Below are 26,130 nucleotides of genomic sequence, written 5' to 3'. Positions count from 1 at the left end.
AAAAATAATGATTGCAGTCGGGGTCGATATCGGTACTACGCAAACGAAAGCAGTTGCATTCAATGAACAAGCAGGAGAAGTAGCTACAGCCTACTTTCATTACCCGCTGATCCAAGAAATTCAAGGCATGGCTGAACAAGATCAGGAATTGATTGTCCATGCAGTGTATACGGTCATCAATGAAGTGATCCAACAATTGCCAGCACAGACAATCCAATTCATTTCATTTTCAACAGCCATGCACAGCTTGATTTTATTAGATAAAAATAAAAAACCTTTAACTCGTATGTTTACTTGGGCAGACACTCGTGCCGTCAATGAAGCAGAAAAATTAAAAGCAACTGAAAAAGGTCGAGTGATCTATGAACGGACGGGTACGCCGATCCATCCAATGACACCATTGATCAAAATCAATTGGTTGAAAAACGAGTTTCCTGATTTATTTGAGCAAGCGGCTTATTTTGTAGGGATCAAAGACTATCTTTTTTATGAGCTGTTTGCTGAATTAGTCAGTGATTATAGTACTGCTTCTGGCACAGGGTACTTCGATATCCACCGTTTCCAATGGTCAGAGCCTATTCTTGAAGAGTTAGGGATACAAGAAGAGCAATTACCGAGAGTAGCACCTGCGACTACCCAGTTCACGAAATTAACAGAACAAGCCCGTACGAGGTTTCATTTTGATCAAGAGATTCCATTTATTTTAGGTGGAGCCGATGGGCCATTATCCAATTTAGGCTTAGGTGCATTTGGTGAGACGACGGCAGCGCTGACTGTCGGTACCAGTGGCGCATTACGATTTATTTCGAATCGCCCAAAGCTCCATCCAACAATGGAAACCTTCTGTTATGTTTTGGATCAAACACACTGGGTCATCGGAGGAGCAACTAGTAATGGCGCAGGGATCTTTGATTGGGCGGTCCATACATTGATGCAAGATGTCGTTCAACGAGCTAAGGAACAAGGAGAAGATCCGTATCAAGCAGTCCTTTCGGAAATCGCTTTTGTCCCGCCTGGCGCCAATGGGCTGATTTTTCAACCGTATTTATTGGGTGAACGAGCACCTTTGTGGGATGCGGAGGCATTTGGAAGTTTTATTGGTCTACAACGATGGCATACGGAAAAAGACATGATGCGAGCGGTCCTGGAAGGGGTTTGTTTTAATCTCAAACGAATTTTGCGAGGTATCTGTCCACCCGATCAAGTGATTGAGTTACGTGCAACTGGTGGCTTTGCTCAATCAGTGTTATTTCGGCAGATCATGGCAGATGTATTGGGACAACCTATCCGTTTTCCAAAAGTTAAAGAAGCCTCAGCGTTAGGGGCAGTCATATTAGGTTGGCAGAGCCAAGGCAGAATCGAAACATTAGGTGAAGCTTCCGCATATATTGAATTAGCACAACAAGTGGCTGTTCAGAAAAAGGCCAGCCGCATGTACAACAAAATATATCCTTTGTTTGTTTCAACACAACAAGAATTAAGCCGCTATTCTCAGTTATTTGCGGAACTACGAGAGGATCTCTCAATAGAGAGGATAGATGAAGAAGGCGAATCGTAAATGATGACATTAGTTATATTTTCTATTTAGTTGGCAGATTTTTTGCTATTTAAAAAAAGCATTACTCTGGGGATGAAAATCGTTCTCATCTAAAGGATTTTAGTGTACTTTTCCCTCAAAGTTTACTATGATTTTAATATAGGCAAATGCGAGGAGGCAGAATTACATGAAATTTCAACAAACCAAAGAAGTATTGAATCAATTAGTAGCAGATTTAAGCCAAATGTCGGTGATCGTCCACCAAACACATTGGTATATGAGAGGTCCTGGATTCTTGACATTGCATCCAATGATGGACAGCTTCATGGACGACTTGAATGAACAATTAGATGAAATCTCAGAGCGTTTGATCACATTAGATGGTTCACCTTATTCAACATTACGTGAATTTGCAGACAACACAAAAATCCCTGATGAGATTGGTCGTTGGGATCGCACGATGGAAGAACGTTTAGAAACATTAGTCGCAGGTTATCGCTATTTAGCAGATCTTTTCCAAAAAGGAATCGAAGCTGCTGGTGAAGAAGGCGACGATCCAACACAAGATATCTTCATTGATTTTAAAGCAGCAACAGAAAAACGCATCTGGATGATACAAGCACATCTAGGTAAAGCACCAGGAATTGACGCATAAACAAGCGAATCACAACTATAAAAGACACCCTGTTGACATACATCCATTGAGACGTGTGTCGACAGGGTGTTATTTTTTCTATTAATTAAGCAGAAATTTATTTTCTGCTAATGGAAAAAGACGTTCTTTAAAAATCACTACTTTTTATTAAGCGCTTACTTTTCTTGCGATATACTCTCGGTGTAAATAAAAAAGAAAAGGAGTGGAAAAATGAAAAAGAAATGGTTCTCGTTGTTGATGGTTGTAATGTTGTTGTCGTCAGTTTTCCAACCGACACTCTTAGCCTTTGCGAGTGATCGATCCTTCAAAGAAGCGATCTCGCGTCCGGCTGTTGAGATTGATTTAAGCGGCACTTCGCAAGCGAAAGATGAAAAAACATGGAACGAATGGGCAACACTCCGAGGATTTACGGATACCCTTACAAGAGTCTTTCTGTCATTTTTTTGTAATTGACTGAGCATTGAGTACACCCTTTTGAATATTCAGGAGTGGATTTGTCGTAGCCCGCGTTCTTTGGAATCAAGGGCTTCAGATTGGAATTTTTCAGTGGAATAATGATCACGCCAATAATATAGATTATCTAACTGATATTGATGAATAATAGCTAAAGTAGGGTTATTCAATCGCTCTCTTAAATCAAGATAATCAATATTCAACATCCATTTACTGTAAAAATCGCCATGTATACCAAAGCTTATGTTATAGGGAGAACAACCAAATAGAGGAATATCTTCATAGCAAATCTCATATTCTTCCTCCGATAGACCACGTCTATCGTCGTCTAGGTCGTCTTCCTCTGGATCATAAGGACACTCAGCAAGAAAATGTCCATCACTTGGACCAAAATCAATAAATGAATCATCATGGGTCACAGTTAGTCGAGAATCTAATTGATTTAACTGAGTTTCTAGAAATTCCGTATTCTTTTCTACAGCGGCCAAAGGTCGATGCTTAGGGTCAGTGAAGGTGATTAGTCGACTACTTTTTCTACCTTCACCGATCATCTGTGAAGTTCTTTGATAATGAGATGCGATTGTTTGTTGGAATTGTTCTTCTGGAAATAAATCCTTCCAGTAAGATAATTTTTTTGCTTGATAAGTGTGAATAACAGTTAATATCAAATCGTCAATTGCTTGTAGCGTTTTTCGATCCGAATGATTTACTTTTCCGTAATGTTCATCAATTTGTTCGCCATAAGGTGTAAAACAATAGAGCGTATAAAATTGATATTTCAATCGATACTCCGAATACACAAAATGTTCCATCGGATGATTTGGCACACGAGGATCCCAGTAAATCGACGAAAGTTGTGGAAAGACCTCTGGACCATAATCAATAAAGTTATCATTATGTATCAAAGTCAAATCTGGATCGATTGCATGAAATTTTTGTGTGAGTTCTTCTGTCATTTTTCGAATCTTGGCTTGTGGTCGACGGTTGGGATCGACAAAGGGGAAGAAATGCATAATAGTTTTTCCTTTCTGTATGAAAAAGTTTTTTAAACTAAAGTATGACATGTTTATTCTTGAAAGATTGAACTTTTTTTACATATTTTTGAAAAATGTAAACTAAAAAAGAACATCTTGAGACAACGTGTGGAAACATTGTCTCAAGATGTTCTTTTAGTTCTTGTCTATTTTCAACTGATGTAGTGCTTGTTCAATTTGCCTTTCTACTTGGTCAAAACCTGTACCACCTAATGAATTGCGACGTTTTACGGCAGTTTCCGGAAGTAAGGTGTCGTAAATATCGGCTTTGATCAGCGGGCTGATTGCTTGGAATTCTGTTAGTGGGATGTCTTGTAATGAACAACCTTGTTGTGTACATTGTAAGACGAGTTTACCGACGATCTCATGTGCTTGACGGAAAGGGAAGTCCTTCGCAGCTAAGTAATCGGCTAACTCAGTCGCATTGGAGAAATCTTTTTGCGTGGCCGCATACATTCGGGCTTTGTTCACTTCCATGGTTTTGACCATGCCTTCCATGATCGAGAGACTAGCTAAAATCGTTTCACTCGTATCGAACATGCCTTCTTTATCCTCTTGAAAATCTTTGTTATAAGCTAAAGGCAAACCTTTCATCAACGTGAGCAAACCAAATAAATTCCCATATACTCGACCAGTTTTTCCACGAATCAATTCTGCCATATCTGGGTTTTTCTTTTGGGGCATGATCGAACTGCCTGTTGAAAAAGTATCCGAAAGTTCAATATATTGGCATTCATAACTACACCAAAAAATGATTTCTTCGCAAAAACGAGACAAGTGCATCATCAATAATGAAGCATTGCTTAAAAATTCCAGAATAAAATCACGGTCACTAACGGCGTCTAAACTGTTTGCATAAACATCAGAAAAGCCTAATTCAGTCGCGGTGAATAAACGATCGATAGGGAATGTCGTGCCTGCTAATGCCGCACTGCCTAATGGGGAAATATCGATTCGTTTCAGGCTTTCTGTGAAGCGTTCATGGTCACGAGTAAACATCTGATAGTACGCTAAGAGATGATGGCCAAAGGAAATCGGTTGGGCGTGTTGCAGATGAGTATATCCTGGCATGATCGTAGCCGTATGCTCTGCTGCTTTTTCCACGAACGTTTGGCGCAACGAATGAAGCTTTTCAATCAGTTCAAGTACCGTTTCTTTTAGGTACAAGTGCATGTCTGTTGCGACTTGGTCATTGCGGCTACGAGCAGTATGTAGTTTCCCAGCAACAGGTCCGATTTCCTCATGCAGGCATTTTTCAATATTCAAGTGGATGTCTTCATTTTCCACCGAAAAATGCAAAGTGCCATTCGTTAAGCGTGTTTGCAGTTTTTCCAAACCAGCGATGATCTGTTGCGCTTCTTCCTCGGACAAAATCCCAGTATGGGCCAACATTTTCACATGGGCGAGACTACCTAAAATATCTTGTGCAGCTAATTTTTGATCAAAGGAGATCGAAGCGCCGAATGCATCGATCCATTGTTCACTTTTTCCTTGAAACCGTCCACCCCAAAGTTTATCCATGTGATTCCTCCTATGTTTTTAATGAAAGAAAAGAAGGTAAAAGGTCCTGTTTGAGTTCGCACTCAGCTTTTACCTTACTTTTCTTTTGATTGCTTTACTCGCTACTCTGATCCTATGGCTGTTTGTTGCTTTGTTTGAACTTCCGCATAGACTTTCGATGGTAGACCCCAAAGCTTGATAAAACCGACAGCAGCTTGTTGATCGAAGGTATCCGCTGAAGTATACGTTGCTAGTTCTTCGTTATACAGACTATTGGCTGATTTACGTCCTTCAACGATGACGTTTCCTTTGAATAGTTTGACACGGACAGTCCCATTGACCGCAGTCTGTGTTGCTTTCAAGAAAGAGATCAACGCATCGGTCAATGGATTGAACCAGAGACCATCATAAATCATTTGGCTCAACTGTTGCTCGATCATTGGTTTGAAATGTGCTAATTCACGAACGAAGGTCAAATCTTCCAGCTCTTTGTGTGCCTGCATCAAAGTGATCGCTCCAGGGCATTCATACACTTCCCGCGATTTGATCCCTACCAGACGATTCTCCACATGATCGATCCGTCCGATTCCATGCTTGCCAGCTAATTGATTCAAAGACAAGATCAATTCAGACAAAGATAAACTTTCTTGATTCAAAGCAACTGGAACGCCTTGTTCAAAACTGAGTTCAATGATATCCGGCTGATCAGGTGTATACTCCAAGGCTGTCGTAATATCATAAGCACCTGCTGGCGGAGTCGCCCAAGGGTCCTCTAATACACCACACTCACAAGCACGTCCCCACAAGTTTTGGTCGATAGAATATGGATTCTCCAAATTTGCTGGGATCGGCACATCATTTTCTTTTGCATAGGCGATTTCTTCTTCCCGAGACCATTGCCATTGACGAACCGGTGCAATGATTTTCATTTCAGGTGCCAAGGCATTGATTGCTACTTCAAAACGAACTTGGTCATTGCCTTTTCCTGTACAGCCGTGAGCAATCGTCGTTGCACCAGTTTTTCGAGCTAATTCCACTAATTTTTTTGCGATCAAGGGGCGAGAAAGCGCAGAAACCAGTGGGTAAGACTGCTCGTAAAACGTATGACCTTGTAGCGCGATCAATGCAAATTCTTGAGCAAATTCCTCTTTGGCATCGATGGCATAAGACGCAATTGCGCCAACTTGAAGTGCTTTTTCTTTAATAAAAGCGGTATCTTTGCCTTCACCGATATCTAGGCAACAAGCAATCACCTCATAATCTTTTGCCAACCATTTGATTGCCACAGAGGTATCTAAACCACCTGAGTAAGCCAATATAATTTTTTCTTTCATAAAATCGCCCCTTTATTTTTAAGTGTTTTCAAAATAGTTGTTTCAAATGATAACATCATAAAAATAAAAAAGCAATCAATAAATTAAATAATTATACACAAAAATAAATAAAATGAAAATAATATTCAAAAATAATGTAAATACACAACTTTTTATACAAAACGGATTTCTTAGTCTAAAAGAAACTAAAACGATGAAAAGATAAAAATGAAAAGGAAATTTAATTTTTCAAAAGTATAGAAAAACGTTGACATTATCGGTATTTGCAGGTAATATGTTAAATGGTATTGTTTGCCCCACAAAGAGCCCCGGAAACTCGAAGTGTATGTCAAACATCAGAACTTAAATTGGAGGAAACTAACGTGCGTACAACATATATGGCCAAACCAGGCGAAGTAGAACGTAAATGGTATGTAGTAGACGCAACTGATGTTCCATTGGGACGTCTTTCAACAGTTGTTGCATCTGTACTACGTGGAAAAAATAAACCAACTTTCACCCCTCATTTGGATACTGGCGATTTCGTCATTGTTATCAATGCAGATAAAGTGAAATTAACAGGTAAAAAAGCGACTGATAAAATTTATTACCGTCACAGCAACTACCCAGGAGGATTGAAATCAATCTCAGCTGGTGAATTGCGTGCTAAAAATTCTCGTCGTTTGATCGAAACTTCTGTAAAAGGCATGCTACCTAAAAATACTTTAGGCCGCAAACAATTTACAAAATTGAATGTATACGGTGGAGCAGAACATCCACATGCAGCACAACAACCAGAAGTTTTAGACATCACAAACTTAATCTAATAGGAGGGAATTTCATTGGCACAAGTTCAATATATCGGCACAGGCCGTCGTAAAAATGCAGTTGCTCGCGTACGCTTAGTACCAGGAACTGGTAAAATTACTATCAACAAAAAAGATGTTGAAGAATATATTCCACATGCTGACTTGCGTGAAGTTATCAATCAACCTTTCGGCGTTACTGAAACAAAAGGCGCATATGACGTATTTGTTAACGTAAACGGTGGAGGATACGCTGGACAATCAGGAGCTATCCGTCACGGGATCGCTCGTGCATTGCTAGAAGTTGATCCTGACTTCCGTTTAGCTCTTAAACGCGCTGGGTTACTTACACGTGACGCACGTATGGTTGAACGTAAAAAACCAGGTCTTAAGAAAGCTCGTAAAGCTTCTCAATTCTCAAAACGTTAATATATTTTATATATATCGACATTTCAGGCGTTTCGCAATTCAGTTTGCGAAGCGTCTTTTTTTGGTTTTTAAATAGGTAAAGTTGGTGAGTTCAAATTGAGAGAATTTCATCGAGAATCAATCGAAGCAGAAAGAAGCGACTGCAAAAAAAGATCTAGTCAATTTAAAGAAACTAAGATATATTTAGTCGTTTACTCCGCCATCAGTTGTTTTTCTCCGCCAAATGATATAAAATGGCGGAGAAAAGAGGTGGATGGCGGTGAAAGAATTTGATTATCGTGAGTTGCATAAGCTTACTCTCAGTCATGACTTGTTGAATATGCTGACCAAGATTCATGAATATAAAGGAAAACAAGAACTCTATATTGCAACAAAACCAGAGATTTTAAGTAAGCTGACGGACTTAGCATTGATTCAAAGTACAGAGGCTTCCAATAGAATTGAGGGGATCGCGACAACTGACGGTCGCTTAAAGCAAATTGTGGCGGAAAAAATTAAGCCTCGTAATCGAGATGAAGAAGAAATTGCCGGTTATCGAGATGTTTTGAAACTAATTCATGATAGTTATGAGCATATCCGAGTAGTGCCGAATGATATTTTGACGTTACACAAGAATCTTTATAATTACTCAGCTAAAAGTTATAAAGGAAAGTTCAAAAGTGGAGATAATGTTATTACGGAAAAAGATCAGGATGGTAACGAACGTGTTCGATTCGTACCGGCACCAGCTTATTTGACACCAGATTTAATTGAAGAGCTATGTTACCAATACAATCAAGCTATTCAGAAGGCTGAGATAGACCCGTTACTATTGATCCCTTGCTTTGTTTTAGACTTTCTCTCGATTCATCCATTTAGTGATGGAAATGGGCGGATGTCGCGCTTATTGACATTATTGTTGCTGTATAAGTCAGGGTATTTAGTTGGCAAGTACATCAGTATTGAGATGCTGATTGAGGAATCAAAACAAACTTACTATGAATCGTTACAGGCAAGTTCTGTTGGTTGGTCGGAAAATGAACAAGATTATACGCCGTTTGTTCGCTATCTTGTTGGCATCATTTTGCGAGCATATGAAAATTTCTCGGAACGCTTTGAGATCATTATCAATCGTGAGCTAACACCAGTAGAGCGGGTAATAGAAGAACTGGAAAAGTCTTTTGAACCTTTGAGAAGAACTGACCTAGAGAACTTATTGCCGGATATTAGCCAGCGGACGATTGAACGGGCTCTGGCTGAGCTACAAACAGAGAATAAGATTCAAAAAATCGGAAGAGGTCGTTCGACTAAGTATCAACTATCAAATGATGTTAAATAGTAAAATATGAATTACTACCTATTACTGGAAGAAGAACAAAAATCCACCGTACTTCTTCCATCACTCCCCAGAGCATACTCAGCTTGCTAGGTATGATCTGGTTTTTTATTCTTTAAATCATTCAAAGAGCGAGCGATTCTCAAAGTTTGAAACATAGTCTAAAAAATAAATATTTCTATTATCTAAGTGCTCTTGTTCGATTCCTTGTTGTATTCTAAAGTCGATAGCTAATAAATTGCAATTTGTTTCCATAATCCCGAGTGACTCTTCGAAGATAATATAAATTGTTTCTTTCTTTAATCCAGGGAGTGTGATTGGATTTTTTGCATAAGACTGATAATAGATATTGCTTTTTGAATTTTCTTCTACATAAAATAGCTGAAAGTCGATCGTTTTTTCTTTTCGATCATAGATCGAGTGAAGAACATTGATTTTTAACATTTCAAGATGTTCTTTATAAATAGTGGAAATAGGGGCCTCTTTTACATCCACTAGTTCTTTCAATGTGGTTAAAGGTTTGTGTCTCGTTTGCACGCAATGTATTTTTTCTTGATATTTTTCAAAAAGAAAATCTGAATCTAACAATATTTTGTTCCTCCTAAACATCATATTTGCACTTCTCCGTTTATCGGAAAGCGATTCCATTTATAGATTACAGAAATAAAATGAAATACTGATGTGCTAATACTATTTTTATAGTTAATATAACTAACGATATTATTAATGGGTTAAATAGTGGGATACATTATAATGAAAATAAAGTTTGAGGACGATTGAAGAGGAAATATTTGCTCTTGTTAGAGAATGACAATCAACAAATACCGTACCTATGTTTCTATTTTTCACGACTCATAAACAAAAATCACTCATTCACAAATCCCCGCCATTCCCCACAAAAAACATCATTTAATGGAAGAATTTTTTTCTATCAACAGTTATCTATACAGTTGATAAAAATTAATTTTTCCATTCTTTTTTTCATTACTTTAATTATTTTTTCTAATCTATACTCACTGCTTTTTTAATAATGTGAAATTGGACAATACCAATTAAGCTTTGTTTATAAGTGTTTTAAAATTATTTAATTTATAAAAAAACTATAGTTATTAACTTGATTATACAACTAAAATGGTTATTTTATATTTTTTTTCAAATTTTATATAAGAATGGATCGATAAAATGTTGTATATTTTTCCAAGGATTTTTACGTGTGCGTTTTGTTGTTTAATTTTTTTTCAGGAACTGAAATAAAAATAAGATGAAGTGAAAAATAGAGGAAGGTATGATAAACGCAGTTCTAAAAAAGGAGGTAGAAGAAGCTGTTTATGGGGAGACGAAAAAGAGTCGCTTCTTTGGTTTTGATTCTGCTATTACTGACTAGTAACGTAACCATTGGTCGAGCAGATAGTCAACATTATGGAAGTTATGGAGAGACAGGTTTTTATGGTAAGTATGAAAAGAAGACTTTCCCTGATTCGAATGATTTAACAGAAGATGAGAAACAAATTCTTTCGACATCTCCTGATGAACAAACGAAAATACCGGCTGCTGGTGATGCTTCTAACGAGGGGATGTATCTTTTATCTTTGATCACGATAGTAGCAAGCATCATTTTATACCTGAAATTGAGACTAAATAAAAATATTAATTAACCAAAAAAGAAAGGAATATAAAAATCAAAAATGAAAAATATTAAAAAATATTCTTTAGCAATTATTGTTGGCGTTGGGATCATTTCTACATATGGCACAACGCTGGTCGGTGCAGCTACTGCTGGACAGTATGATTCAAAATCTTCAGTCGAATTCAAACAAGGAACGACCGTTACACCTCCGGTTGATCCGGAAGATCCAGATACAAGCATTCCGGTAGTACCGATTGATCCAACTGATCCGACAAATCCTCCGGGACCTGGTACAGGTGGCCCATTATCAATTGACTTTGCTTCGTCTTTAGCTTTTGGTAAACAATCCATTTCATCAAAAGAAGAGACTTATTATGCACATCCTCAAGCATTTGCTAGTGGAAAGACTGCTGAGAACTATGTACAGGTGACTGATACACGTGGGAATTTTGCGGGATGGACATTGTCAGTTGCGACAGATTCACAGTTCCATTTAGATACTGTCGATCCAACGGTGACCGATGAAGGTAGCGCTGAAGTGGGGGATTACTTGACAGGAGCACAACTAGCCTTTAGTGGTGGTCATGTGAACACAGAAAAAGGAACGGATTCATCGATTTATCCTGAAGAAGTAAATACAGGTATGTACAATGTTTCTACTGCGGCTACAGTGATTGTATCTGCGGATAAAAATCAAGGGATGGGTACTTGGATCTATGGTCTAGGTAAACCAACTGATTATGATTCAACAGCGACAACTGGAGATGCTATAGCAACAAAATCACCAATTACGTTATGTGTACCAGGTGCAACAGTGAAAAAAGCGGGGACTTATACGACCAATCTTAATTGGACATTATCCGACACTCCAGCAAACTAAATACATTCAGATATTTCCTAAGGAAGGAGGATTAGATGAAGAAGTTTTTATTAGCAAGCGTACTTTCGACATTGTTTATTGCTCTCTCCTGTCAAATGGTTTATGCAGAGCAGCAAGATGATATAGGAGGGTATGATGCGGTAAAATTCCGATCATCAAAAGAACCGACACTTCCTGTAGATCCTACCAATCCAGAGATTCCAGTTGATCCGATGAATCCTGATGGCTCTAGACCTGAGCCTGGGACCGGAGGCGCGTTATCGATTGATTTTGCTAGTAGTTTGGATTTTGGGATAAATAAGATTTCCAATAAAGACGAGTATTATGCTGCGCAAGCGCAAAGGTACTTCAATGATCCTAGCTTGATCACGCCGAACTTTGTTCAAGTGACAGATAATCGTGGAACATTGGCTGGCTGGACGCTAAAGGTAAAAGAAACCCACCAGTTCCGTGCAGAAGAGGCTACACAATACAAAGAACTAACAGGGGCAACCTTGTTTTTCCTGAAACCCAAGCTGGTAAGTAACAGCAACTCCCCGCAACCTACTGCTTATGAAGTACTAGGAATGGTTCCGAATCAAGAAAGTATGATCACTAGCGCTGAGATTGATCAAGGCGCTGGAACATGGGTTACACGCTGGGGAGATATGACAGATTTATTCGAAAAAAAGGAAATAATTGAAGGAGAGGAAGTAAATACAACCTTTACTTCTGCCATTCAATTGTTTGTTCCTGGAGCGACACCTAAAGATCCAGTGAGCTATCAAACAAATTTGGTCTGGATTCTTTCAGATCTGCCAACAAACAAATAACAATATCGTCAACTTAAAGGAGAAAATTCACATGAAAAAAATCACATTATATACTACAGCTTTACTAGCAACAATGATCGCAACTGGCGTGGCTACAACAGTATCAGCAGACGAAGTAGCATCATATGGTGCATATGGTTCAATCAAATATACTCCATCAGCTAGTGTAACTGACCCAATTGATCCATTGAACCCAACTCAGCCAGTTATTCCTGAAAATCCTGATCCAACTATCCCAGTTGTTCCAGGTACGCCAGGACCATTATCGATTGACTTTGCTTCATCATTTGATTTTGGTACACAAGAGATCACATCTGTAGACAAAGTGTACAATGCAGCCGCTCAAAAATACAAAGATGCAGCTGGAAATGCCAAAACTGGACCAAACTACGTTCAAGTAACCGATAATCGTGGTTCATTAGCTGGATGGGGTTTAACAGTCAAAGTAAGTGATTTTGCTTCAACAGATGCGGCTACTGCTGGTAAAGCAGGTGAGATTTTAGAGGGCGCGAAAGTTTATTTGACTAATGCATCGATTGTTTCAGCATCTAAAACACCTGCTGATAAAGTAAAAGCAATTACAACGTTAGATCCAAATGTACAATCAGACGTAGTCATGGGAGCAACTGATGGAAATGGTGCTGGAACAAGCTTAGTAGACTTTGGTTCAGATACAACAAAAGATTCATCTGTAAAATTAGAAGTACCAGGTGCGTCAACAAAGTTAGCAAGTGACTATAAAGCAACAATGACTTGGTCATTAAGTGATACACCAGCTAACTAAGATATTTTAAAAAACACATGTAAACCCAGAAATGCTCAGATTTGGAACATGAATGAGGAATTCGAAAATCCCCCCACCTTTTTTCGTTAGCCTCTATCATTTTTGAATAAGATATTATTGGGAAAATTCAGCTTCAAAAAGAAGAGAATGTGTCAAAGGCTTATCCGAATGTTGGGCAAGCTTTTGACACAGCTTTTCTATTTATAGAAATTAAGGAGAGAACAGCAATAGTGAAAAGGGCAAAATTTTATTTAATGACGTTCGTAATGGTAATGACGATGGTGATAGGTAGTAAAGTCGTCAAGGCAAATGAGTTTCAATTCTCAATGACACCCGTCTTACCGGAAAACCAAGCAGAAGAGGTCTCTTATTTTGATTTATTGATGACACCTGGACAGAAACAGACAATCCATGTATTACTGGACAATTCAACAGATAAAGTAGTGACGGTCGAAGCAAATGTAGCAAGTGCAACGACCAATATCAATGGTGTAGTGGAATACAGTCCAAGTGAAAACAAAATAGATAAAACGTTAAAGTTTGATTTAGCGGATCATGTGAAGATGCCGAAGGAAGTAGTCTTACAGCCGAAATCTCAAACAGACGTAGCCATCGAGGTAACGATGCCATCTGAAACATTTGATGGTGTAATCGCGGGTGGCTTGACGTTCAAGCAAAAATCTTCTGAAACGGACTCTTCTTCAAAAGATAAAAAAGGGGTTTCTCTAAAAAACGAATTTAGTTACGTAGAAGCACTATTACTGCAACAAACAAAAACAAAAGTTGCGCCCTCATTAACTTTGAATCATGTGACTCCTTCTCAAGTCAATGCTCGGAATGTTATCAATACGAATCTTCAAAATTCAGAAATGGGTTATTTGAATCAAATGAAAGTGGACGCAACAGTAACCAACATCGATGATCCAAGTATGACGTTCACTTCAGTCAAAGAAATGATGCAAATGGCACCAAATACAAATTTTGATTATCCTATTGCAATCAGTAATCAAGGGATGTTGGATAGTGGTAATCCATCCAAACCGATGAAGGCGGGAACGTACCATTTAGCCATGGATGTGTATGGGCAAAAAGATCCTAGTGGAGAGTATGTCCAAACAGAAAAAAATCAAGAGGGCAAAGAAACGGACGTTCATTATCTCTACAAATGGCATTTTGAAAAAGATTTTACGATTACTGCTGAAAAAGCGAAAGAATTAAATGCAAAAGATGTGACGATCGAAAAAGATAATACTTGGATTTACTTCTTGATTGGGGGCATCCTTCTAGCATTGCTTGCCTTCATCTTATTCTTTATTTTATGGAAACGACGCAAAAAGAAGGAAGAAGACGAAGAAGATAAAATCTCATTGCCGTAAATCAATGCTGTCAATTAGAAAATGGTGATACAAAATGATGTTGGAATTTCTAGATAAAAAATCAATAGGCAGACTGAAATTACTCTTTTATTTAGATGCCAATGCTTCTATTCCTCTGTTACAAGCGACTGTGATGGAGGAACTGAAGATGAATAGATATGAGCTTGAAAGTTGTATAAAAGATGTCCAAGAGGATTTGAAAGAGTTTGATTTGACGGAGCAGTTCCTCATAGAAACCGGAGTAAAACCGAAGACTGTGAAATATACGCGAAAAACATTTGCGAATATCTCTTGTTTGATCAGTTGTTATGCGAGTCGAAGTACCTTGACTCCCTTGATAAAGGCTGTACTTATGGAACAAGTGGAAAATACCTTTGATTTAGAAGACGTATTATATGCTTCCAGAGCAACGGTTTATAAAATCATGTCAAAAGTAAATGAGCTGTTGAAGATTTTTGCAATAGAGATTTCTAGCGGTTGTCAGTTTATCGGTAAAGAAAGAGATATTCAATCGTTTTTATATGGCTATTATTACACGCTATACGGAGTAAATGCCTATCCTTTTACTGAAAGCATGAAAGAAGAATTAAATGAAATCATCAACCAGCTTCGCCAAATCACGCACTTTCTTGAAGAGGATCTTTCAAATTCACAACAGGTAAAGCTATTATATCGCTTATTTGTTTTGAAGGTGCGCAACTATTTTGGCCATCAAGGAGAAACAACTGTATCTACTGTGCAGAATGAAGGACTGGTACAAAAGATCATGACGGTTTTAAGTCCGTATTTTCAACATTTGCAAAAAGCAGAGATTTACGAACTTTTGTATTTTATCGGCAGTGAGAATTTGTCGTCGTCTTGTAGACTGATAGAAACAGAAGTGATTACCTCTCTCAATGAAAAAGTGATCAGCAGTGTCATTGCAGAATTTCAAGACGTTGTTTCATGGGGTGAAACGCGTGAGGTAATCGATGAGCTTTCGCTGATCCATAACAAGCTGATTTTTCAGAAGCGTACAAACTTTGAAAATTCAACGATTCAACATTTTTCGTTTATCAAAGAAAACTATCAGTTAGCTGAAGCGCTCGCTTATCGAATTGTGCAAGAATTATTGGAGTTGGAATGGTGTGCAGAGACAGTTCGAGCAAATTACCATGAGTTAGCAAAAGAATATATTTTTCTTTTTTTGGCAACTTTACCGATTGAACTTCTTTCACCAAAAGTGAGGATCGCCATTGATTTTTCTTTTGGCGAAAGTTACAGCCGCTACATTCAAGAACAAGTGGCTGCTTTTGGTAAGTTGAATATTGAATCTTTCGTAGGAGAAGCAGAGGAAACAGCGGATATTTGTATTTCAGACATGTTGAAGTTGCAAAGTAAACGACATCAAGTGATTTGGTTATCTCCTCCTACAGCTTCTGATTGGGAAAAATTAGGTGATTTGATCGTAAGTGTAAAAATACAGAAGTGTGGGAAGAATCATGAGAAAAATTCAGAAAATATCTCTTCGTAGATTTAGTAAAAGCTATCTTTATGCCAGTTTATTTTTTGCTCTTATTATTCATGGAGATCGTACGATTGCTGCAACGGAGGAAGAGATACTCAATCCAATCAATCCTGCAGAATCTGTCTCTCCTAAAAATCCGGAACGTGTGTCGTTTCAAGAAGAAACAACTCCTTCTTCTAAAGAAGAAAAACCAGAGAAAAAAGCGCCACGATCTCAAGGAGAATCTCCAAAGAAACGTGAGAGTAAGACAAAAGCAGTGAAAAAAGAGGATTTCTTTCATCCGACGGAACATTTGGTACTAAATAAGAGAAGCAAAGCGACTGCTGGGATGGGTGAAGACGCAAGAGTGGGAAAAACGAATACAGGGATAATGCTAGCAGCCTTGTCTGGAAAAATGCTCTTTGGTATGGGACGGTTAGACGGGGAAAGCTACGTCACTAAAGAGATCAGACACTACTAGTAAAAAATGAATCATAAAAATAGGGATGATGTTTGATGATAAAAGTTTGTTTTAAAGCAGGTGGATTTAAAGAAGTGGGCGCCCTACACTGGCTGATAAACGCTGATTTAGACGATCAATTACAAAGTGTACACGGGACACAGGAACGTTTTGAATGGGTCAAATATTCGATGGATCAAAGTAGCTATAATGGCTAACTGGAAGAAGAGGAGAGGTCGTTCAAATAGTCAACGAAGATTGAAAATACTGATCAGTATCTTGGTTCTACTTGCCGTGAGTCTGATGGCTGTTCCTTTCTCCAAGTATTTTCTGATAGCGACTCATTCACAATTGGCGCGTACAGCGATCCGCTACCAAGTGCCAAAAAATATTCCACCAACAGAAGATGTGAAAGCATTGAATATCCAAGATGTCATTGGGGTGACACAAAAAACAAACGATGATGCTATCGGTCAAGTCGTTATTCCTAAAGTAGAGATTTCGCAACCGATCTTTCTTGGTTTGACAACAGACCATCTGATTGATGGAGTGGTTAGTTTGTTCCCTCAACGTGAAACAGATTTGGGATCACTAACACTGATTGGTCATCACGCAGGCTCGTACCAACTACTTTTTGCTCGAATCGAAGAATTGAAAAAAGGGGATTCGATTTATATTCAGTATCTAAATGATTACTCTCAATATGAGGTGGAAAAAACATTGGTGATCAAAGAAACAGAAGTGGATCAATTGGCTGATAAAGGCGCAGAGTTTCTTTTTCTAGTTACTTGTAGACAAGAAGATAAAACCCCTTACCGTACATTCGTGGAAGCTAAAAAAGTGCATGAGGAAAAAGCACTGATCGAACCATTTAAACAAGAGGCAGAAATCGTCAAACAAGCAAAAGATAAACAATATCTTGTTGAATTTATCCTGCCGCTTTTGCTTATAATTCTTGTCGCTATGTTATTCTTGATTTTCGTCTGGCGTACGTAACTGAGTACTCTCCAAAAAATGATCAACGTTACTGCCCTTTCGTTTGATAAGCGGTTTACTAAGCGTCATTGAAAATCAAGATTTTAGCTAGAGTAGGAGGTTGTGACAGAAGTGCCCAGCTCTGAGGAATAAGTAGCAAAAGCCGAAAATAGCTTCTCATATTTTTTGCTTTTTACTGCTTATTCCTTCATTAAATGGCCAAATTGCTTTTTCGTACGGAAAGAATCAACGAAATTCACTATTTCAAGCCACTGGAGCGGAGTTGGTTTGACACCGATAAAATAAATTTCTGCTTTTGGATTGATTTCCTGTCCTTCTTTTAGCGGGAAATCACAAAAGATGATTTCGGGATATTCATCGTATTCCACCACTTCAATCGGTCTAGGATTCAGCTTTGTTAAGTAGCGGACAAGTTCGGTTTTATGGAGTTTTCCGTATTTAGTCAATATAGCTACTTTCACTGAGTCTAGCTGTTCTTCAAGGACCCACGATACTAGTTGAAACAACGAAAAACGAAAGGACTGACTATTGAAGATCCGTTGCCATTTTTCTTCTTTTAATGGAATTTGAGAAATGATTTTGTCTACGATTTTAAAATAATGATCCTTCGTTGGATCGCTATAATAAAAGTATTCCAAGTCAGAGTATGGCGGCACGTAGTTGTCACTTCCGTAACTGAGAAAATAGGTCACTCGATAAATCATGTTGAGAGAGAGAAAACTTTCCTGTGGGCCTGTCAATCGTCGTTTCGTTTGTTGAAACAGCTGATCAAAAATCGATCGTTCAAGCTCTTGATACTCTTCTGTATAAAAGTCGCGAAAAGATGGCAACTCGTTTTTTTCATGATAAGTATAGGTCGGCACGACAGTAAACACATAGTAAAGGTAATTGAGCTCTGTTTCATTCAAGGTTTTTTTAAAAAAACGACCGGTTATTTCTTTCGATTGTATTTGTTGTTTGAAAACGTCATAAGTGATTAAAGGACTTCTAACTTCTGTTATCGTGATAGGTAAGCTAGTGATCGTATGTCCATGATTCATTCGGTGTTGTGTGATTTTCATAAATAAGTAGAGTTTACGGATATCTTCGCGCGAATGCATCGGCAGATATTCGTGGATCATCGTCGCAAGTGCTTGGAAACTCTCAGGATATTCAGGGATGATTGGTTCCCTCTCATCATGTAAATGCCAGAAGAGTTCAAAGAAAAAATGACGGATACGGTATTCCTCACCACTGATTTTTTTCTTGAATAACAAATACTCAAGGGAGTGTTCCCCAAGCAGCACTCGTACAGGTTTCAGCTTAGGTAACACACTTTGTTGGTGCATATGGACAGACTCAGAAAAAGAGGATAAGTTTTGAAATTCTTCTTTATAAATAGAAAGGACGAATTTAAATCCAACAGTTTCTTTAAACAGCAGAATATAGACTTTAAGTAATAAAAATTCTTTTGAAAAACGGATAGATAAGCCATGTTTATCATAGTTGAAGTCAAAAGTTGGATATTGTGTTTTTATTTCTTCCACTCTGTGACCGATGGCTTTGTAACGATATTCTGAAATATTTAGTGCTTCTTGGATACTTTTTTTTGGATAATAGTCTTTTTTATTTATATAACAGTATTGGAAGAACTGGATAATTTCATTTTCTTTATAATTAAAAAAATACTCTCTCATGACTTCACCTCCACTGTGTTTGGATCAAATTAATGAAATGTTTCTTATTCAATATTATATCTATATATTACGAGAAAACCTACTAAATAAATTAAATGACAAAAAACGTAGACAGCTGTAAAACGTTCGTATGATTTTAATTAATTGTAAAATACTTATGAGAATAACCATGAATTTTTTGTTTTTTTTGCAAAACAATAATAACAATAGTTGTTGCTTTTTTTGTTACTATAAGTCGAGAAAAAATACTTATTACGTATAGACCCTAAAAATAGAAGAGCTGTCTTCGGCAAGATACTATGTACTTTTTTCTTATAAGTACGCAACCACCTCAAAAGAAAGAAGAGAAAATGAATGAATAAAAAGAAAACAATCCTGTCAAAAATTATTATCGGGTTCAGCATCATTGCTCTATCGCCCTTTTTGAGTAACTATTTTGGAGATCGAGTTGAAGCGGCTACAGCTATTTCCAGTACATTAGTACCTGGTAAAAATTCAGATACTGGAAATCATACTTTGGATAGCACCTTTCAACAAAATCCGAATAACTGGATGATGTTAGCAGGAGATAGTAAGTGGTGGAAATGGGATCCTTCGGGAAATAATTATTTATGGTTAGCGAACTCAGTTAAAAATTCATGGGTATATCAATCAACCAGAGCAACACTTGATTTTTCTAAACCATTAACAATCAAAACGCCCTATTGGTATGATAAAGCCGATGTCTGGAAAATGGGGGATGCATCGGGCTTCTTTTTGACTCCGGCAAATAACGACATGATCAAACAAAATGCACCCAATGCAACAGGACAGAAGCTAGGAATTGCCGGTTTAAAAGATAGTTTTTTTGTTGGTCGTGATATTTGGTACAACAGTGCATTTGATGGGCCAACTGCTACCAATAAAGGTCAGGATAAAATCGAGATTCGAAAAACAGATGCAAATGGCGTCATCGAACAATCAAGTTCCACTACGATCCCATGGGTAGAAGCGTCTGCACCGTTACAATTCCAAGGGTCTGGAACGACTCGTTGGAGTTCTGAAACGCAAACATTGACTTGGTCGGATATTGTAGATAATAAAAATGGCACTTACACTGGCAAGCTGTCGCTTACTTCTACGCCGGATATTGGCTATAACAATAATGGTGCATATGGAGCAAAAACTATTTCAAGAACAATCACCATTAGAAAAAACATTTCATTTGGTAGCCTGGCGATTACAGGAAACAATACTGGAGTGATCCAAGGCGGGAATGCTTCCAAAAACGCTTCATTTATGGCAACTCGCGGGACAGTCACATTCCCAGTGAATTTTATTGATGCGACGACGAATGCACCGATCAAAAAGGTAGAGGCAGCTACCATCACTGCGAATGTGGGTGACAAGATCGGTGTAACAAATGGTTCAGCAAATGCCTCGGACCATTTCACTTATCAGGCGCCAACCCTTACTGGATATAGTTTTTTGAGTGGGGGTTCAATCACGGTTGCTAATTATGACGAATATGTCAAAGCCAACCCGAATGGCATCAATGTTTATTATACGCCTATTGACGAGAAAGTTGATTTCAGAACCTATTATCTAAAAGATACACCAGGAACTGGGATCGTAACGGACCCGATCACAGGATTACTTGGTGGTCATCCTGCCTCCACCCTTTCGTTTACAGCAGGCTCTGCGGTAGAGTTACCTTTAGCTAGTCCGCCAACGTTTACCGATAAGTATGGTGCGACATTCCCAACGGTACCTAAATTGAGCGTACCAGCAGGGTATAAATTGGATCACGTTGTGGCTCCTGACGGTCAAGGCGGAAAAACATATCCAGATATTGCTTCAGCGGTTGCCGCAAATTCAACATTTGATGATATAGCCAACAATCCTTGGGCAAATTATTTTACTATCTATTTAGCTAGCGATGCCGCTTCAGCTAGTTTTTCCTATAAATATGTAGATGGTACGAGACCGAATGTTCCTGATCTACCTGTGATTCCGGCTGAAACAGGTGTAACCGGTGGAGTCATCAAAGATCCTAGCGAGCAGTTACCTGAACTTCCTGCAGGTGTCACAATCAAAGATGTGACAGCACCTGATGGAAACACGTATGGAAGTCTGAGTGAGGCTTTAGCCGTTGACGCAAATAAGTACTACCAAGCAGGCACGATAGCTTTTACTCTAAATGTCACAGCGCCGCCAGCTATGCCAACACTTGATGAAGTACCAACTGTTGAGTTTGGCACACAGACACTGAAATCGGGAACTCACTCATACGGTAGTGAGACACAGACGGGTTTAAAAGTCACTGATGAATCATATACAAATAAAGGTTGGCACGTTACAGCATCGATGTCGCAACAATTTACGAGTGATACAATGGCTGATTTGGAGACTGCACCGTTCGGTACATTCTTAAAAGGTGCAAGTATCAGTTTTCATGCAGGCACGCTAAACACAACGACAGGAAATACTGCAAAAGCACCTCAAGCGCTTGACTTTACATTACAAGAAGATGGTGCTGCGGTTTCTGTCATGAATGCCGCCACTGGAACTGGTCAAGGTGCTTGGGAGTTAAGTTATGAAGATGTCCAGTTGCAGGTCGATGGCAATAAAATAGCGGTAGGAAAACCTTACCAAGCGACCATCAATTGGTCATTAAGTGATGTACCAGCAAATTGATGATAAATACTGTTATTCATTACTGTTAAAAGCGGTGATTCTCCAAAAATCAATATTTAACAATCGAAAAATTGAGGTGGGACGGCAGTTGTTAATCTCAATAAATAAGGTGATATCCATAAAAATCATTGGAATTTTTATGGATGTCGCCTTATTTGCATGGAAGCTGTCTCCACAACAGTTTGTTTACCCGTTAGTAAAAACATTACGTGATTTGTGTGTCCACTTGATTAACTTATTTGTAAATCATGAGCTTGGTAAGAAAGTTATCTTATTTCATATAGATAGTTATTTTAAGGTTGCGCGGTGGTTCAAGTGATTTAAGTTGGAAACATGAGTAAAACAAGCCAACTGAGGAAATAAAATCTCTTATCAAAAATATTTCAAAAGGATATTTATGATGTTCGCTTTAAAATTGATGTCCAAAATGTTATGTTTTCATATAGTTATCTTTAGTTTCAAAAAATGTAACTATTTGGTTGTTAAAAAAGCTGACCTTCAACAGTAAGCTGAAAAATCAAAAAATATGTAAAGCTATTTTCTAATTTTCCACCTTACTGCTCAGGTCAAAACGCTTTTCTCACAACCTAGATAAACGGTGTTCAAGAATCAACACTTCAATAATAAGCCAAAAAAATCAAAAATGAAAAAGCCATTTTCGATTTTTCTGTCTTATTACTCAGTGCTGACCGCTTCTTTCACAACCTAGATAAACGGTGTTCGAAAGCTAACTCCTACGATATTAAGCCAAAAATTGAAAAAATATGAGAAGCTATTTTCTCAATTTCTGTCTTAATACTTGGAGTTGCCCAGCTTTCTCACAACCTATGATAAACGGTGTTCGAAAAACTGACCTTCAACATTAAGCTGAAAAATCAAAAAATATGGAAAGCTATTTTCGATTTTTCTGTCTTATTACTCAGTGCTGAACGCTTCTTTCACAACCTAGATAAACGGTGTTCAAGGAGCAACACTTCGGTCATAAGTCAGAAACATCAAAAATGAAAGAGCCATTTTCGATGTTCCTGACTTATGCCTTAGTGCTGACCGCTTCTTTCACAACCTAGATAAACGGTGTTCAAGGAGCAACACTTCGGTCATAAGTCAGAAACATCAAAAATGAAAGAGCCATTTTCGATGTTCCTGACTTATGCCTTAGTGCTGACCGCTTCTTTCACAACCTTGTGTAACCGAATACATTTTGTCCGCTGCAAGGGACATTATGTAGTGAAGCAGAATAAAAAAAATCGCTTATGATAAAGATACAGGGGGGATAGAGCTATGACTAGTCAAATGGATCGAGGGAATAAATTAACGCTTCTTTTATCAAAGCAAAGAGATTATGTTACTGCTGAAGTGTTGGCAGAGTTAATGAGTACCTCTACCAAGACGGTCTACCGCTTGGTTAAAAAAATGAATGACGAGTTTCCAAATGGGCCACTGATTTTGTCTGAAAAGGGTCGGGGGTACAAACTGGATTATGAAAAATATATTGCACAGACGAATCAAACAATTGTGTCTTCTGTGGAAGTCCTACCGTCAGAGCGGCAAAATAATGTGATGGAAGAATTATTATTATCCTCGCCTAAAGCACTAAAAGTCATTGATTTGTATCAAACCTATTATGTTGGTGATTCAGCGATCGCGAATGATGAAAAAATCATTGCGGAACGGATTTCAGCGTATGATCTGCAATTGGTCCGCAAAAATCGGACATTAGCCATCAAAGGCAAGGAAGAGAATATCCGTCGAGCGATCACTGAGTTGATTCAACGATTGAATATTTTCGATATTGATGAAATCGCTTTATCGGACGAATTTTCGTTTAATCGTTACGATGCGAATTTTGTCATCGAACAGATCAAGCTGATTGAAAAAAAACTCAATGGCACGATTCCTTACCCATACAATATCAATATTTTCTCCCATCTATACATTGCGGTACGTCGCGCAAGAAAAACGAATTATCAAGCCACTGGAGAAAAATTAACGATGGAACAATTACAAGTTTTAGATAATGAATCCTTGATTCGTGATATTGCCATCGAAGTGATCCGCCAAGTGGAAGTATATTTGAAAACGAAATTACCAGTAAGTGAGATCTACTATCTTTATCAATATTTACTTTCTTCTAGAACGGATAATAGTCAAATGAAGACCCAAACGTTCACAGAAGAAGTGATTGAGATTACTTCTTATTACTTGCATCAAGTTGGTGAGAAGCTAAATCTCAATGTAGCAAGCGAGATGATTTTTACAGATCTTGCTAATCATATCAAACCTTTGGTCAATCGGTTGCGCCATCAAATCAGAGTGAAAAATAGTTTGTTGGATCAAATCCAATTAACGTATGAAACGATTTTTAATACGGTTGCTGAAGTATCAAAACAGGTGAGTCAAACGTTTCAGCTTCCAACGATCACGCCTGATGAGATTGGGTTTATCACCTTGTATTTTGCACGAATCATTGAGACGCACCAATTTCCGATCCAAACACTGATCATGTGTACAACTGGCGTGGGAACTTCTGAATTATTGAAGGTGAAGTTAGCCAAAAAATTCCCAGAATTAGAAATCGTAGATATGATCAGTACTAAAAATTATCAATCAGTGTTAGAGAAGACACCAGGAATCGAGTTGATTTTAACAACAGTTGGCCTGAAAGAAGCATTTCCTGTTCAATCTTTGATCGTTAGCGCGATGTTGACCGCTGATGACCAGTCAAGAATCCAACAGAAAATCGAGGATATTTATCATGATAGATAATTTTGTGGAAATAGTTGATCAGATTGCATTAACGTCAAAGGCAGAAACTTATGAATGGATCAGTCAACAAGTCTTCCCTACCTCGAAAGAAAAGGCACAAGCGATCCAACAGGCATTGTTTGAGCGAGAAGAGGCAGGAGATATCCAAATTGAGGAAGGCGTGATTTTGCCTCATCTTGAACATCCAGCACTAGCCAAAACACAGGTCTGGGTGATTCGTCCCCAACAGCCAATTACTGAATGGTCGGAACGAATGGCAAAAGTGGAATTGCTCATCGTTGTCTTACTAGCAGAAAATGAAACACTGGCAGTCAAACGACAGCTTGCTGATTTTATGCGACAACTGGCTGATTCGGACTATCTAGATGAATTGAAAACTGGTAATTTCACAGAACGATAAAAATACTATCAAAAATTGGAGGAACCAATAATGAAAATCGTTGGAGTAGCAGCATGTACAGTGGGAATCGCCCATACGTATATTGCACAAGAAAAATTAGAGAATGCAGCGAAAAAAGCGGGTCATGAGATCCATGTCGAAACTCAAGGAACGATCGGGATTGAAAATGAATTGCCACAAGAGGCAATCGATCAAGCGGATATCGTGATTCTAGCAGTGGATGTCAAGATCAGTGGACGGGAACGTTTCGAAGGAAAGAAAATCATCCAAGTACCAACAGAGATCGCGGTAAAATCACCAAACAAATTAATCGAAAAAGCAATGGAAGTTGTCAGTAACTAATGAGGAGTGAGGAAAATGGAGATCAAAGAAATCATTGATCCAACAATCATCAAAACGAACTTAAACGGAAAAACGAAAGATGCGGTCTTATATGAATTAGCCAATCGCTTATATGAACAAGAATACATTACGGATGTCGAAGCATTTGTGAAAGATATTTATTTGCGAGAAGCGCAAGGTCAAACAGGGATCGGTAATTATATCGCTATTCCACATGGAAAAAGTGCGTATGTGAAGAAGGTCGGTGTGGCGATCGGGGTGACTGAAAATGAAATTCCTTGGGAGACATTAGACGGTAAGGGTGTGAAAGGTATCATCTTGTTTGCAGTCGGAGACGATACGGAAGGTGCGCAAAAACATTTGAAATTGTTGTCCTTATTTGCCCGTAAGTTAGGAAATGATGAAGTGGTGGAACGTTTGATTGCTGCAAGAGAAATCGATGAAGTAGTCGCTGCATTTGGCTAAAGAGTGAGGAGGAAGAAAAAATGAAAATCGTTGGAGTAGCAGCATGTACGGTGGGGATCGCTCATACGTACATTGCGCAAGAAAAGTTGGAGAATGCCGCAAAAAAGGCCGGGCATGAGATCCATGTGGAAACACAAGGAACGATCGGGATCGAAAATGAATTGACGGCAGAGCAAATCAGTCAAGCAGATGTCGTGATTTTAGCTGTAGATGTCAAAATCAGTGGTCGTGAACGTTTTGAAGGAAAACGAATCGTCCAAGTACCGACAGAAGTTGCTGTAAAATCACCGAGTAAGTTGATTGAAAAAGTAGAAGAAGTAGTCGTGCAACAATAATTACCAG

General features: G+C 38.4%; 26 protein-coding genes. 21 read left to right on the top strand and 5 right to left on the bottom strand.

The genetic code is table 11. The features are described 5' to 3' along the window. Nucleotides 1–4 precede the first annotated feature (4 nt). The 3 genes from IGJ14_RS13765 (at nt 5) to IGJ14_RS13755 (ending at nt 2,645) form a co-directional block, all read left to right on the top strand. The gene (locus IGJ14_RS13765) at nt 5–1,558 is read left to right on the top strand and encodes a gluconokinase (protein ID WP_029593945.1); all 1,554 of its coding nucleotides are present in this window, start codon (nt 5–7) and stop codon (nt 1,556–1,558) included. Between the two features lie 166 nt (nt 1,559–1,724). Next, nucleotides 1,725–2,192, top strand: coding sequence for a Dps family protein (locus tag IGJ14_RS13760; protein WP_019722518.1), 468 nt, complete (start codon nt 1,725–1,727; stop codon nt 2,190–2,192). 210 nt (nt 2,193–2,402) lie between these two features. Continuing rightward, nucleotides 2,403–2,645 (top strand): hypothetical protein, encoded by a 243-nt coding sequence (locus tag IGJ14_RS13755; RefSeq protein ID WP_019722517.1) that lies wholly within the window; start codon nt 2,403–2,405, stop codon nt 2,643–2,645. A gap of 29 nt (nt 2,646–2,674) precedes the next feature. Here IGJ14_RS13755 and IGJ14_RS13750 read toward each other — a convergent pair whose 3' ends face one another. From IGJ14_RS13750 to IGJ14_RS13740, 3 genes are all read right to left on the bottom strand, one after another. Beyond that, a complete protein-coding gene (locus tag IGJ14_RS13750; protein ID WP_019722516.1) occupies nt 2,675–3,658 on the bottom strand; it encodes a hypothetical protein in 984 nt (327 codons plus the stop codon). A 156-nt stretch (nt 3,659–3,814) separates the two neighbouring features. Continuing rightward, nucleotides 3,815–5,200, bottom strand: coding sequence for an argininosuccinate lyase (argH, locus tag IGJ14_RS13745; protein WP_019722515.1), 1,386 nt, complete (start codon nt 5,198–5,200; stop codon nt 3,815–3,817). 101 nt (nt 5,201–5,301) lie between these two features. Then, complete coding sequence (locus IGJ14_RS13740) at nt 5,302–6,513, bottom strand: argininosuccinate synthase (protein ID WP_019722514.1); 1,212 nt, start codon at nt 6,511–6,513, stop codon at nt 5,302–5,304. A gap of 377 nt (nt 6,514–6,890) precedes the next feature. Here IGJ14_RS13740 and rplM point away from each other — a divergent pair, with 377 nt between their 5' ends. The 3 genes from rplM (at nt 6,891) to IGJ14_RS13725 (ending at nt 9,045) form a co-directional block, all read left to right on the top strand. Beyond that, complete coding sequence (gene rplM, locus IGJ14_RS13735; RefSeq protein ID WP_153830627.1) at nt 6,891–7,319, top strand: 50S ribosomal protein L13; 429 nt, start codon at nt 6,891–6,893, stop codon at nt 7,317–7,319. 15 nt (nt 7,320–7,334) lie between these two features. Then, nucleotides 7,335–7,727 (top strand): 30S ribosomal protein S9, encoded by a 393-nt coding sequence (gene rpsI, locus IGJ14_RS13730; RefSeq protein ID WP_010733940.1) that lies wholly within the window; start codon nt 7,335–7,337, stop codon nt 7,725–7,727. 253 nt (nt 7,728–7,980) lie between these two features. Beyond that, nucleotides 7,981–9,045, top strand: coding sequence for a Fic family protein (locus IGJ14_RS13725; protein ID WP_019723639.1), 1,065 nt, complete (start codon nt 7,981–7,983; stop codon nt 9,043–9,045). Nucleotides 9,046–9,162: 117 nt separating this feature from the next. On the opposite strand, the gene IGJ14_RS13720 is transcribed toward IGJ14_RS13725, so the two are convergent. Then, nucleotides 9,163–9,630, bottom strand: a complete 468-nt coding sequence (locus IGJ14_RS13720) for a hypothetical protein (RefSeq protein WP_019723638.1) — start codon at nt 9,628–9,630, stop codon at nt 9,163–9,165. Nucleotides 9,631–10,370: 740 nt separating this feature from the next. Between IGJ14_RS13720 and IGJ14_RS13715 the strand changes: the two genes are divergently transcribed. The 9 genes from IGJ14_RS13715 (at nt 10,371) to IGJ14_RS13675 (ending at nt 17,463) form a co-directional block, all read left to right on the top strand. Further along, nucleotides 10,371–10,697, top strand: a complete 327-nt coding sequence (locus IGJ14_RS13715) for a hypothetical protein (RefSeq protein WP_019723637.1) — start codon at nt 10,371–10,373, stop codon at nt 10,695–10,697. Between the two features lie 30 nt (nt 10,698–10,727). Next, nucleotides 10,728–11,549: a WxL domain-containing protein gene (locus IGJ14_RS13710; protein ID WP_019722945.1), complete on the top strand. Its 822-nt coding sequence runs from the start codon at nt 10,728–10,730 to the stop codon at nt 11,547–11,549. A gap of 35 nt (nt 11,550–11,584) precedes the next feature. Beyond that, nucleotides 11,585–12,361 carry a WxL domain-containing protein gene (locus tag IGJ14_RS13705; protein ID WP_019722944.1) on the top strand — a complete coding sequence of 259 codons (777 nt, stop codon included), beginning with the start codon at nt 11,585–11,587 and terminating at the stop codon, nt 12,359–12,361. A 31-nt stretch (nt 12,362–12,392) separates the two neighbouring features. Next, complete coding sequence (locus IGJ14_RS13700; protein ID WP_019722943.1) at nt 12,393–13,145, top strand: WxL domain-containing protein; 753 nt, start codon at nt 12,393–12,395, stop codon at nt 13,143–13,145. A gap of 230 nt (nt 13,146–13,375) precedes the next feature. After that, nucleotides 13,376–14,521, top strand: a complete 1,146-nt coding sequence (locus IGJ14_RS13695; RefSeq protein ID WP_019722942.1) for a DUF916 and DUF3324 domain-containing protein — start codon at nt 13,376–13,378, stop codon at nt 14,519–14,521. A gap of 148 nt (nt 14,522–14,669) precedes the next feature. Further along, nucleotides 14,670–16,034 carry a helix-turn-helix domain-containing protein gene (locus IGJ14_RS13690; protein ID WP_157999839.1) on the top strand — a complete coding sequence of 455 codons (1,365 nt, stop codon included), beginning with the start codon at nt 14,670–14,672 and terminating at the stop codon, nt 16,032–16,034. Continuing rightward, on the top strand, nt 16,003–16,488 hold the full coding sequence (locus IGJ14_RS13685; RefSeq protein ID WP_019722940.1) for a hypothetical protein: 486 nt from the start codon (nt 16,003–16,005) through the stop codon (nt 16,486–16,488). The genes IGJ14_RS13690 and IGJ14_RS13685 overlap by 32 nt, the downstream gene beginning before the upstream one ends. A 35-nt stretch (nt 16,489–16,523) precedes the next feature. Beyond that, nucleotides 16,524–16,685, top strand: a complete 162-nt coding sequence (locus tag IGJ14_RS13680; RefSeq protein ID WP_019722939.1) for a hypothetical protein — start codon at nt 16,524–16,526, stop codon at nt 16,683–16,685. Continuing rightward, the gene (locus IGJ14_RS13675; protein ID WP_080570491.1) at nt 16,678–17,463 is read left to right on the top strand and encodes a class A sortase; all 786 of its coding nucleotides are present in this window, start codon (nt 16,678–16,680) and stop codon (nt 17,461–17,463) included. The genes IGJ14_RS13680 and IGJ14_RS13675 overlap by 8 nt, the downstream gene beginning before the upstream one ends. Before the next feature lie 179 nt (nt 17,464–17,642). On the opposite strand, the gene IGJ14_RS13670 is transcribed toward IGJ14_RS13675, so the two are convergent. Beyond that, on the bottom strand, nt 17,643–19,139 hold the full coding sequence (locus IGJ14_RS13670; RefSeq protein WP_019722937.1) for a helix-turn-helix domain-containing protein: 1,497 nt from the start codon (nt 19,137–19,139) through the stop codon (nt 17,643–17,645). 354 nt (nt 19,140–19,493) lie between these two features. On the opposite strand from IGJ14_RS13670, the gene IGJ14_RS13665 reads away from it, so the two are divergent. The 6 genes from IGJ14_RS13665 to IGJ14_RS13640 all read left to right on the top strand — a co-directional run bounded on the left by IGJ14_RS13665 (nt 19,494) and on the right by IGJ14_RS13640 (nt 26,123). Next, on the top strand, nt 19,494–21,815 hold the full coding sequence (locus IGJ14_RS13665) for a WxL domain-containing protein (RefSeq protein ID WP_019722936.1): 2,322 nt from the start codon (nt 19,494–19,496) through the stop codon (nt 21,813–21,815). A gap of 1,281 nt (nt 21,816–23,096) precedes the next feature. Beyond that, on the top strand, nt 23,097–24,581 hold the full coding sequence (locus IGJ14_RS13660) for a BglG family transcription antiterminator (protein WP_195339569.1): 1,485 nt from the start codon (nt 23,097–23,099) through the stop codon (nt 24,579–24,581). Next, complete coding sequence (locus IGJ14_RS13655) at nt 24,571–24,981, top strand: PTS sugar transporter subunit IIA (protein WP_019722934.1); 411 nt, start codon at nt 24,571–24,573, stop codon at nt 24,979–24,981. Before IGJ14_RS13660 ends, IGJ14_RS13655 begins: the two co-directional genes overlap by 11 nt. A gap of 30 nt (nt 24,982–25,011) precedes the next feature. Further along, the gene (locus tag IGJ14_RS13650) at nt 25,012–25,323 is read left to right on the top strand and encodes a PTS fructose transporter subunit IIB (RefSeq protein WP_019722933.1); all 312 of its coding nucleotides are present in this window, start codon (nt 25,012–25,014) and stop codon (nt 25,321–25,323) included. Between the two features lie 15 nt (nt 25,324–25,338). Further along, complete coding sequence (locus tag IGJ14_RS13645; RefSeq protein ID WP_010734013.1) at nt 25,339–25,788, top strand: fructose PTS transporter subunit IIA; 450 nt, start codon at nt 25,339–25,341, stop codon at nt 25,786–25,788. Between the two features lie 20 nt (nt 25,789–25,808). After that, on the top strand, nt 25,809–26,123 hold the full coding sequence (locus IGJ14_RS13640; RefSeq protein WP_010734014.1) for a PTS fructose transporter subunit IIB: 315 nt from the start codon (nt 25,809–25,811) through the stop codon (nt 26,121–26,123). Nucleotides 26,124–26,130 lie beyond the last annotated feature (7 nt).

This window comes from Enterococcus sp. DIV1304_2 (assembly GCF_050555445.1).
GTDB classification, from domain to species: Bacteria; Bacillota; Bacilli; order Lactobacillales; family Enterococcaceae; genus Enterococcus_B; species Enterococcus_B pernyi.
This window is presented reverse-complemented; position numbering and strand designations above follow the sequence as displayed.

Excerpts from the sequence above, each read along its gene's own strand:
- argH (WP_019722515.1), bottom strand. The coding sequence starts at position 5,200 with ATGGATAAACTTTGGGGTGGACGGTTTCAAGGAAAAAGTGAACAATGG.
- IGJ14_RS13755 (WP_019722517.1), top strand. The coding sequence starts at position 2,403 with ATGAAAAAGAAATGGTTCTCGTTGTTGATGGTTGTAATGTTGTTGTCG.
- IGJ14_RS13690 (WP_157999839.1), top strand. The coding sequence starts at position 14,670 with ATGAATAGATATGAGCTTGAAAGTTGTATAAAAGATGTCCAAGAGGAT.
- IGJ14_RS13700 (WP_019722943.1), top strand. The coding sequence starts at position 12,393 with ATGAAAAAAATCACATTATATACTACAGCTTTACTAGCAACAATGATC.
- IGJ14_RS13660 (WP_195339569.1), top strand. The coding sequence starts at position 23,097 with ATGACTAGTCAAATGGATCGAGGGAATAAATTAACGCTTCTTTTATCA.
- IGJ14_RS13750 (WP_019722516.1), bottom strand. The coding sequence starts at position 3,658 with ATGCATTTCTTCCCCTTTGTCGATCCCAACCGTCGACCACAAGCCAAG.
- IGJ14_RS13680 (WP_019722939.1), top strand. The coding sequence starts at position 16,524 with ATGATAAAAGTTTGTTTTAAAGCAGGTGGATTTAAAGAAGTGGGCGCC.
- IGJ14_RS13665 (WP_019722936.1), top strand. The coding sequence starts at position 19,494 with ATGAATAAAAAGAAAACAATCCTGTCAAAAATTATTATCGGGTTCAGC.
- IGJ14_RS13655 (WP_019722934.1), top strand. The coding sequence starts at position 24,571 with ATGATAGATAATTTTGTGGAAATAGTTGATCAGATTGCATTAACGTCA.
- IGJ14_RS13670 (WP_019722937.1), bottom strand. The coding sequence starts at position 19,139 with ATGAGAGAGTATTTTTTTAATTATAAAGAAAATGAAATTATCCAGTTC.
- IGJ14_RS13760 (WP_019722518.1), top strand. The coding sequence starts at position 1,725 with ATGAAATTTCAACAAACCAAAGAAGTATTGAATCAATTAGTAGCAGAT.
- IGJ14_RS13725 (WP_019723639.1), top strand. The coding sequence starts at position 7,981 with ATGGCGGTGAAAGAATTTGATTATCGTGAGTTGCATAAGCTTACTCTC.
- IGJ14_RS13675 (WP_080570491.1), top strand. The coding sequence starts at position 16,678 with ATGGCTAACTGGAAGAAGAGGAGAGGTCGTTCAAATAGTCAACGAAGA.
- IGJ14_RS13640 (WP_010734014.1), top strand. The coding sequence starts at position 25,809 with ATGAAAATCGTTGGAGTAGCAGCATGTACGGTGGGGATCGCTCATACG.
- IGJ14_RS13685 (WP_019722940.1), top strand. The coding sequence starts at position 16,003 with ATGAGAAAAATTCAGAAAATATCTCTTCGTAGATTTAGTAAAAGCTAT.
- IGJ14_RS13645 (WP_010734013.1), top strand. The coding sequence starts at position 25,339 with ATGGAGATCAAAGAAATCATTGATCCAACAATCATCAAAACGAACTTA.
- IGJ14_RS13705 (WP_019722944.1), top strand. The coding sequence starts at position 11,585 with ATGAAGAAGTTTTTATTAGCAAGCGTACTTTCGACATTGTTTATTGCT.
- IGJ14_RS13740 (WP_019722514.1), bottom strand. The coding sequence starts at position 6,513 with ATGAAAGAAAAAATTATATTGGCTTACTCAGGTGGTTTAGATACCTCT.
- IGJ14_RS13710 (WP_019722945.1), top strand. The coding sequence starts at position 10,728 with ATGAAAAATATTAAAAAATATTCTTTAGCAATTATTGTTGGCGTTGGG.
- IGJ14_RS13715 (WP_019723637.1), top strand. The coding sequence starts at position 10,371 with ATGGGGAGACGAAAAAGAGTCGCTTCTTTGGTTTTGATTCTGCTATTA.
- IGJ14_RS13650 (WP_019722933.1), top strand. The coding sequence starts at position 25,012 with ATGAAAATCGTTGGAGTAGCAGCATGTACAGTGGGAATCGCCCATACG.
- rplM (WP_153830627.1), top strand. The coding sequence starts at position 6,891 with ATGGCCAAACCAGGCGAAGTAGAACGTAAATGGTATGTAGTAGACGCA.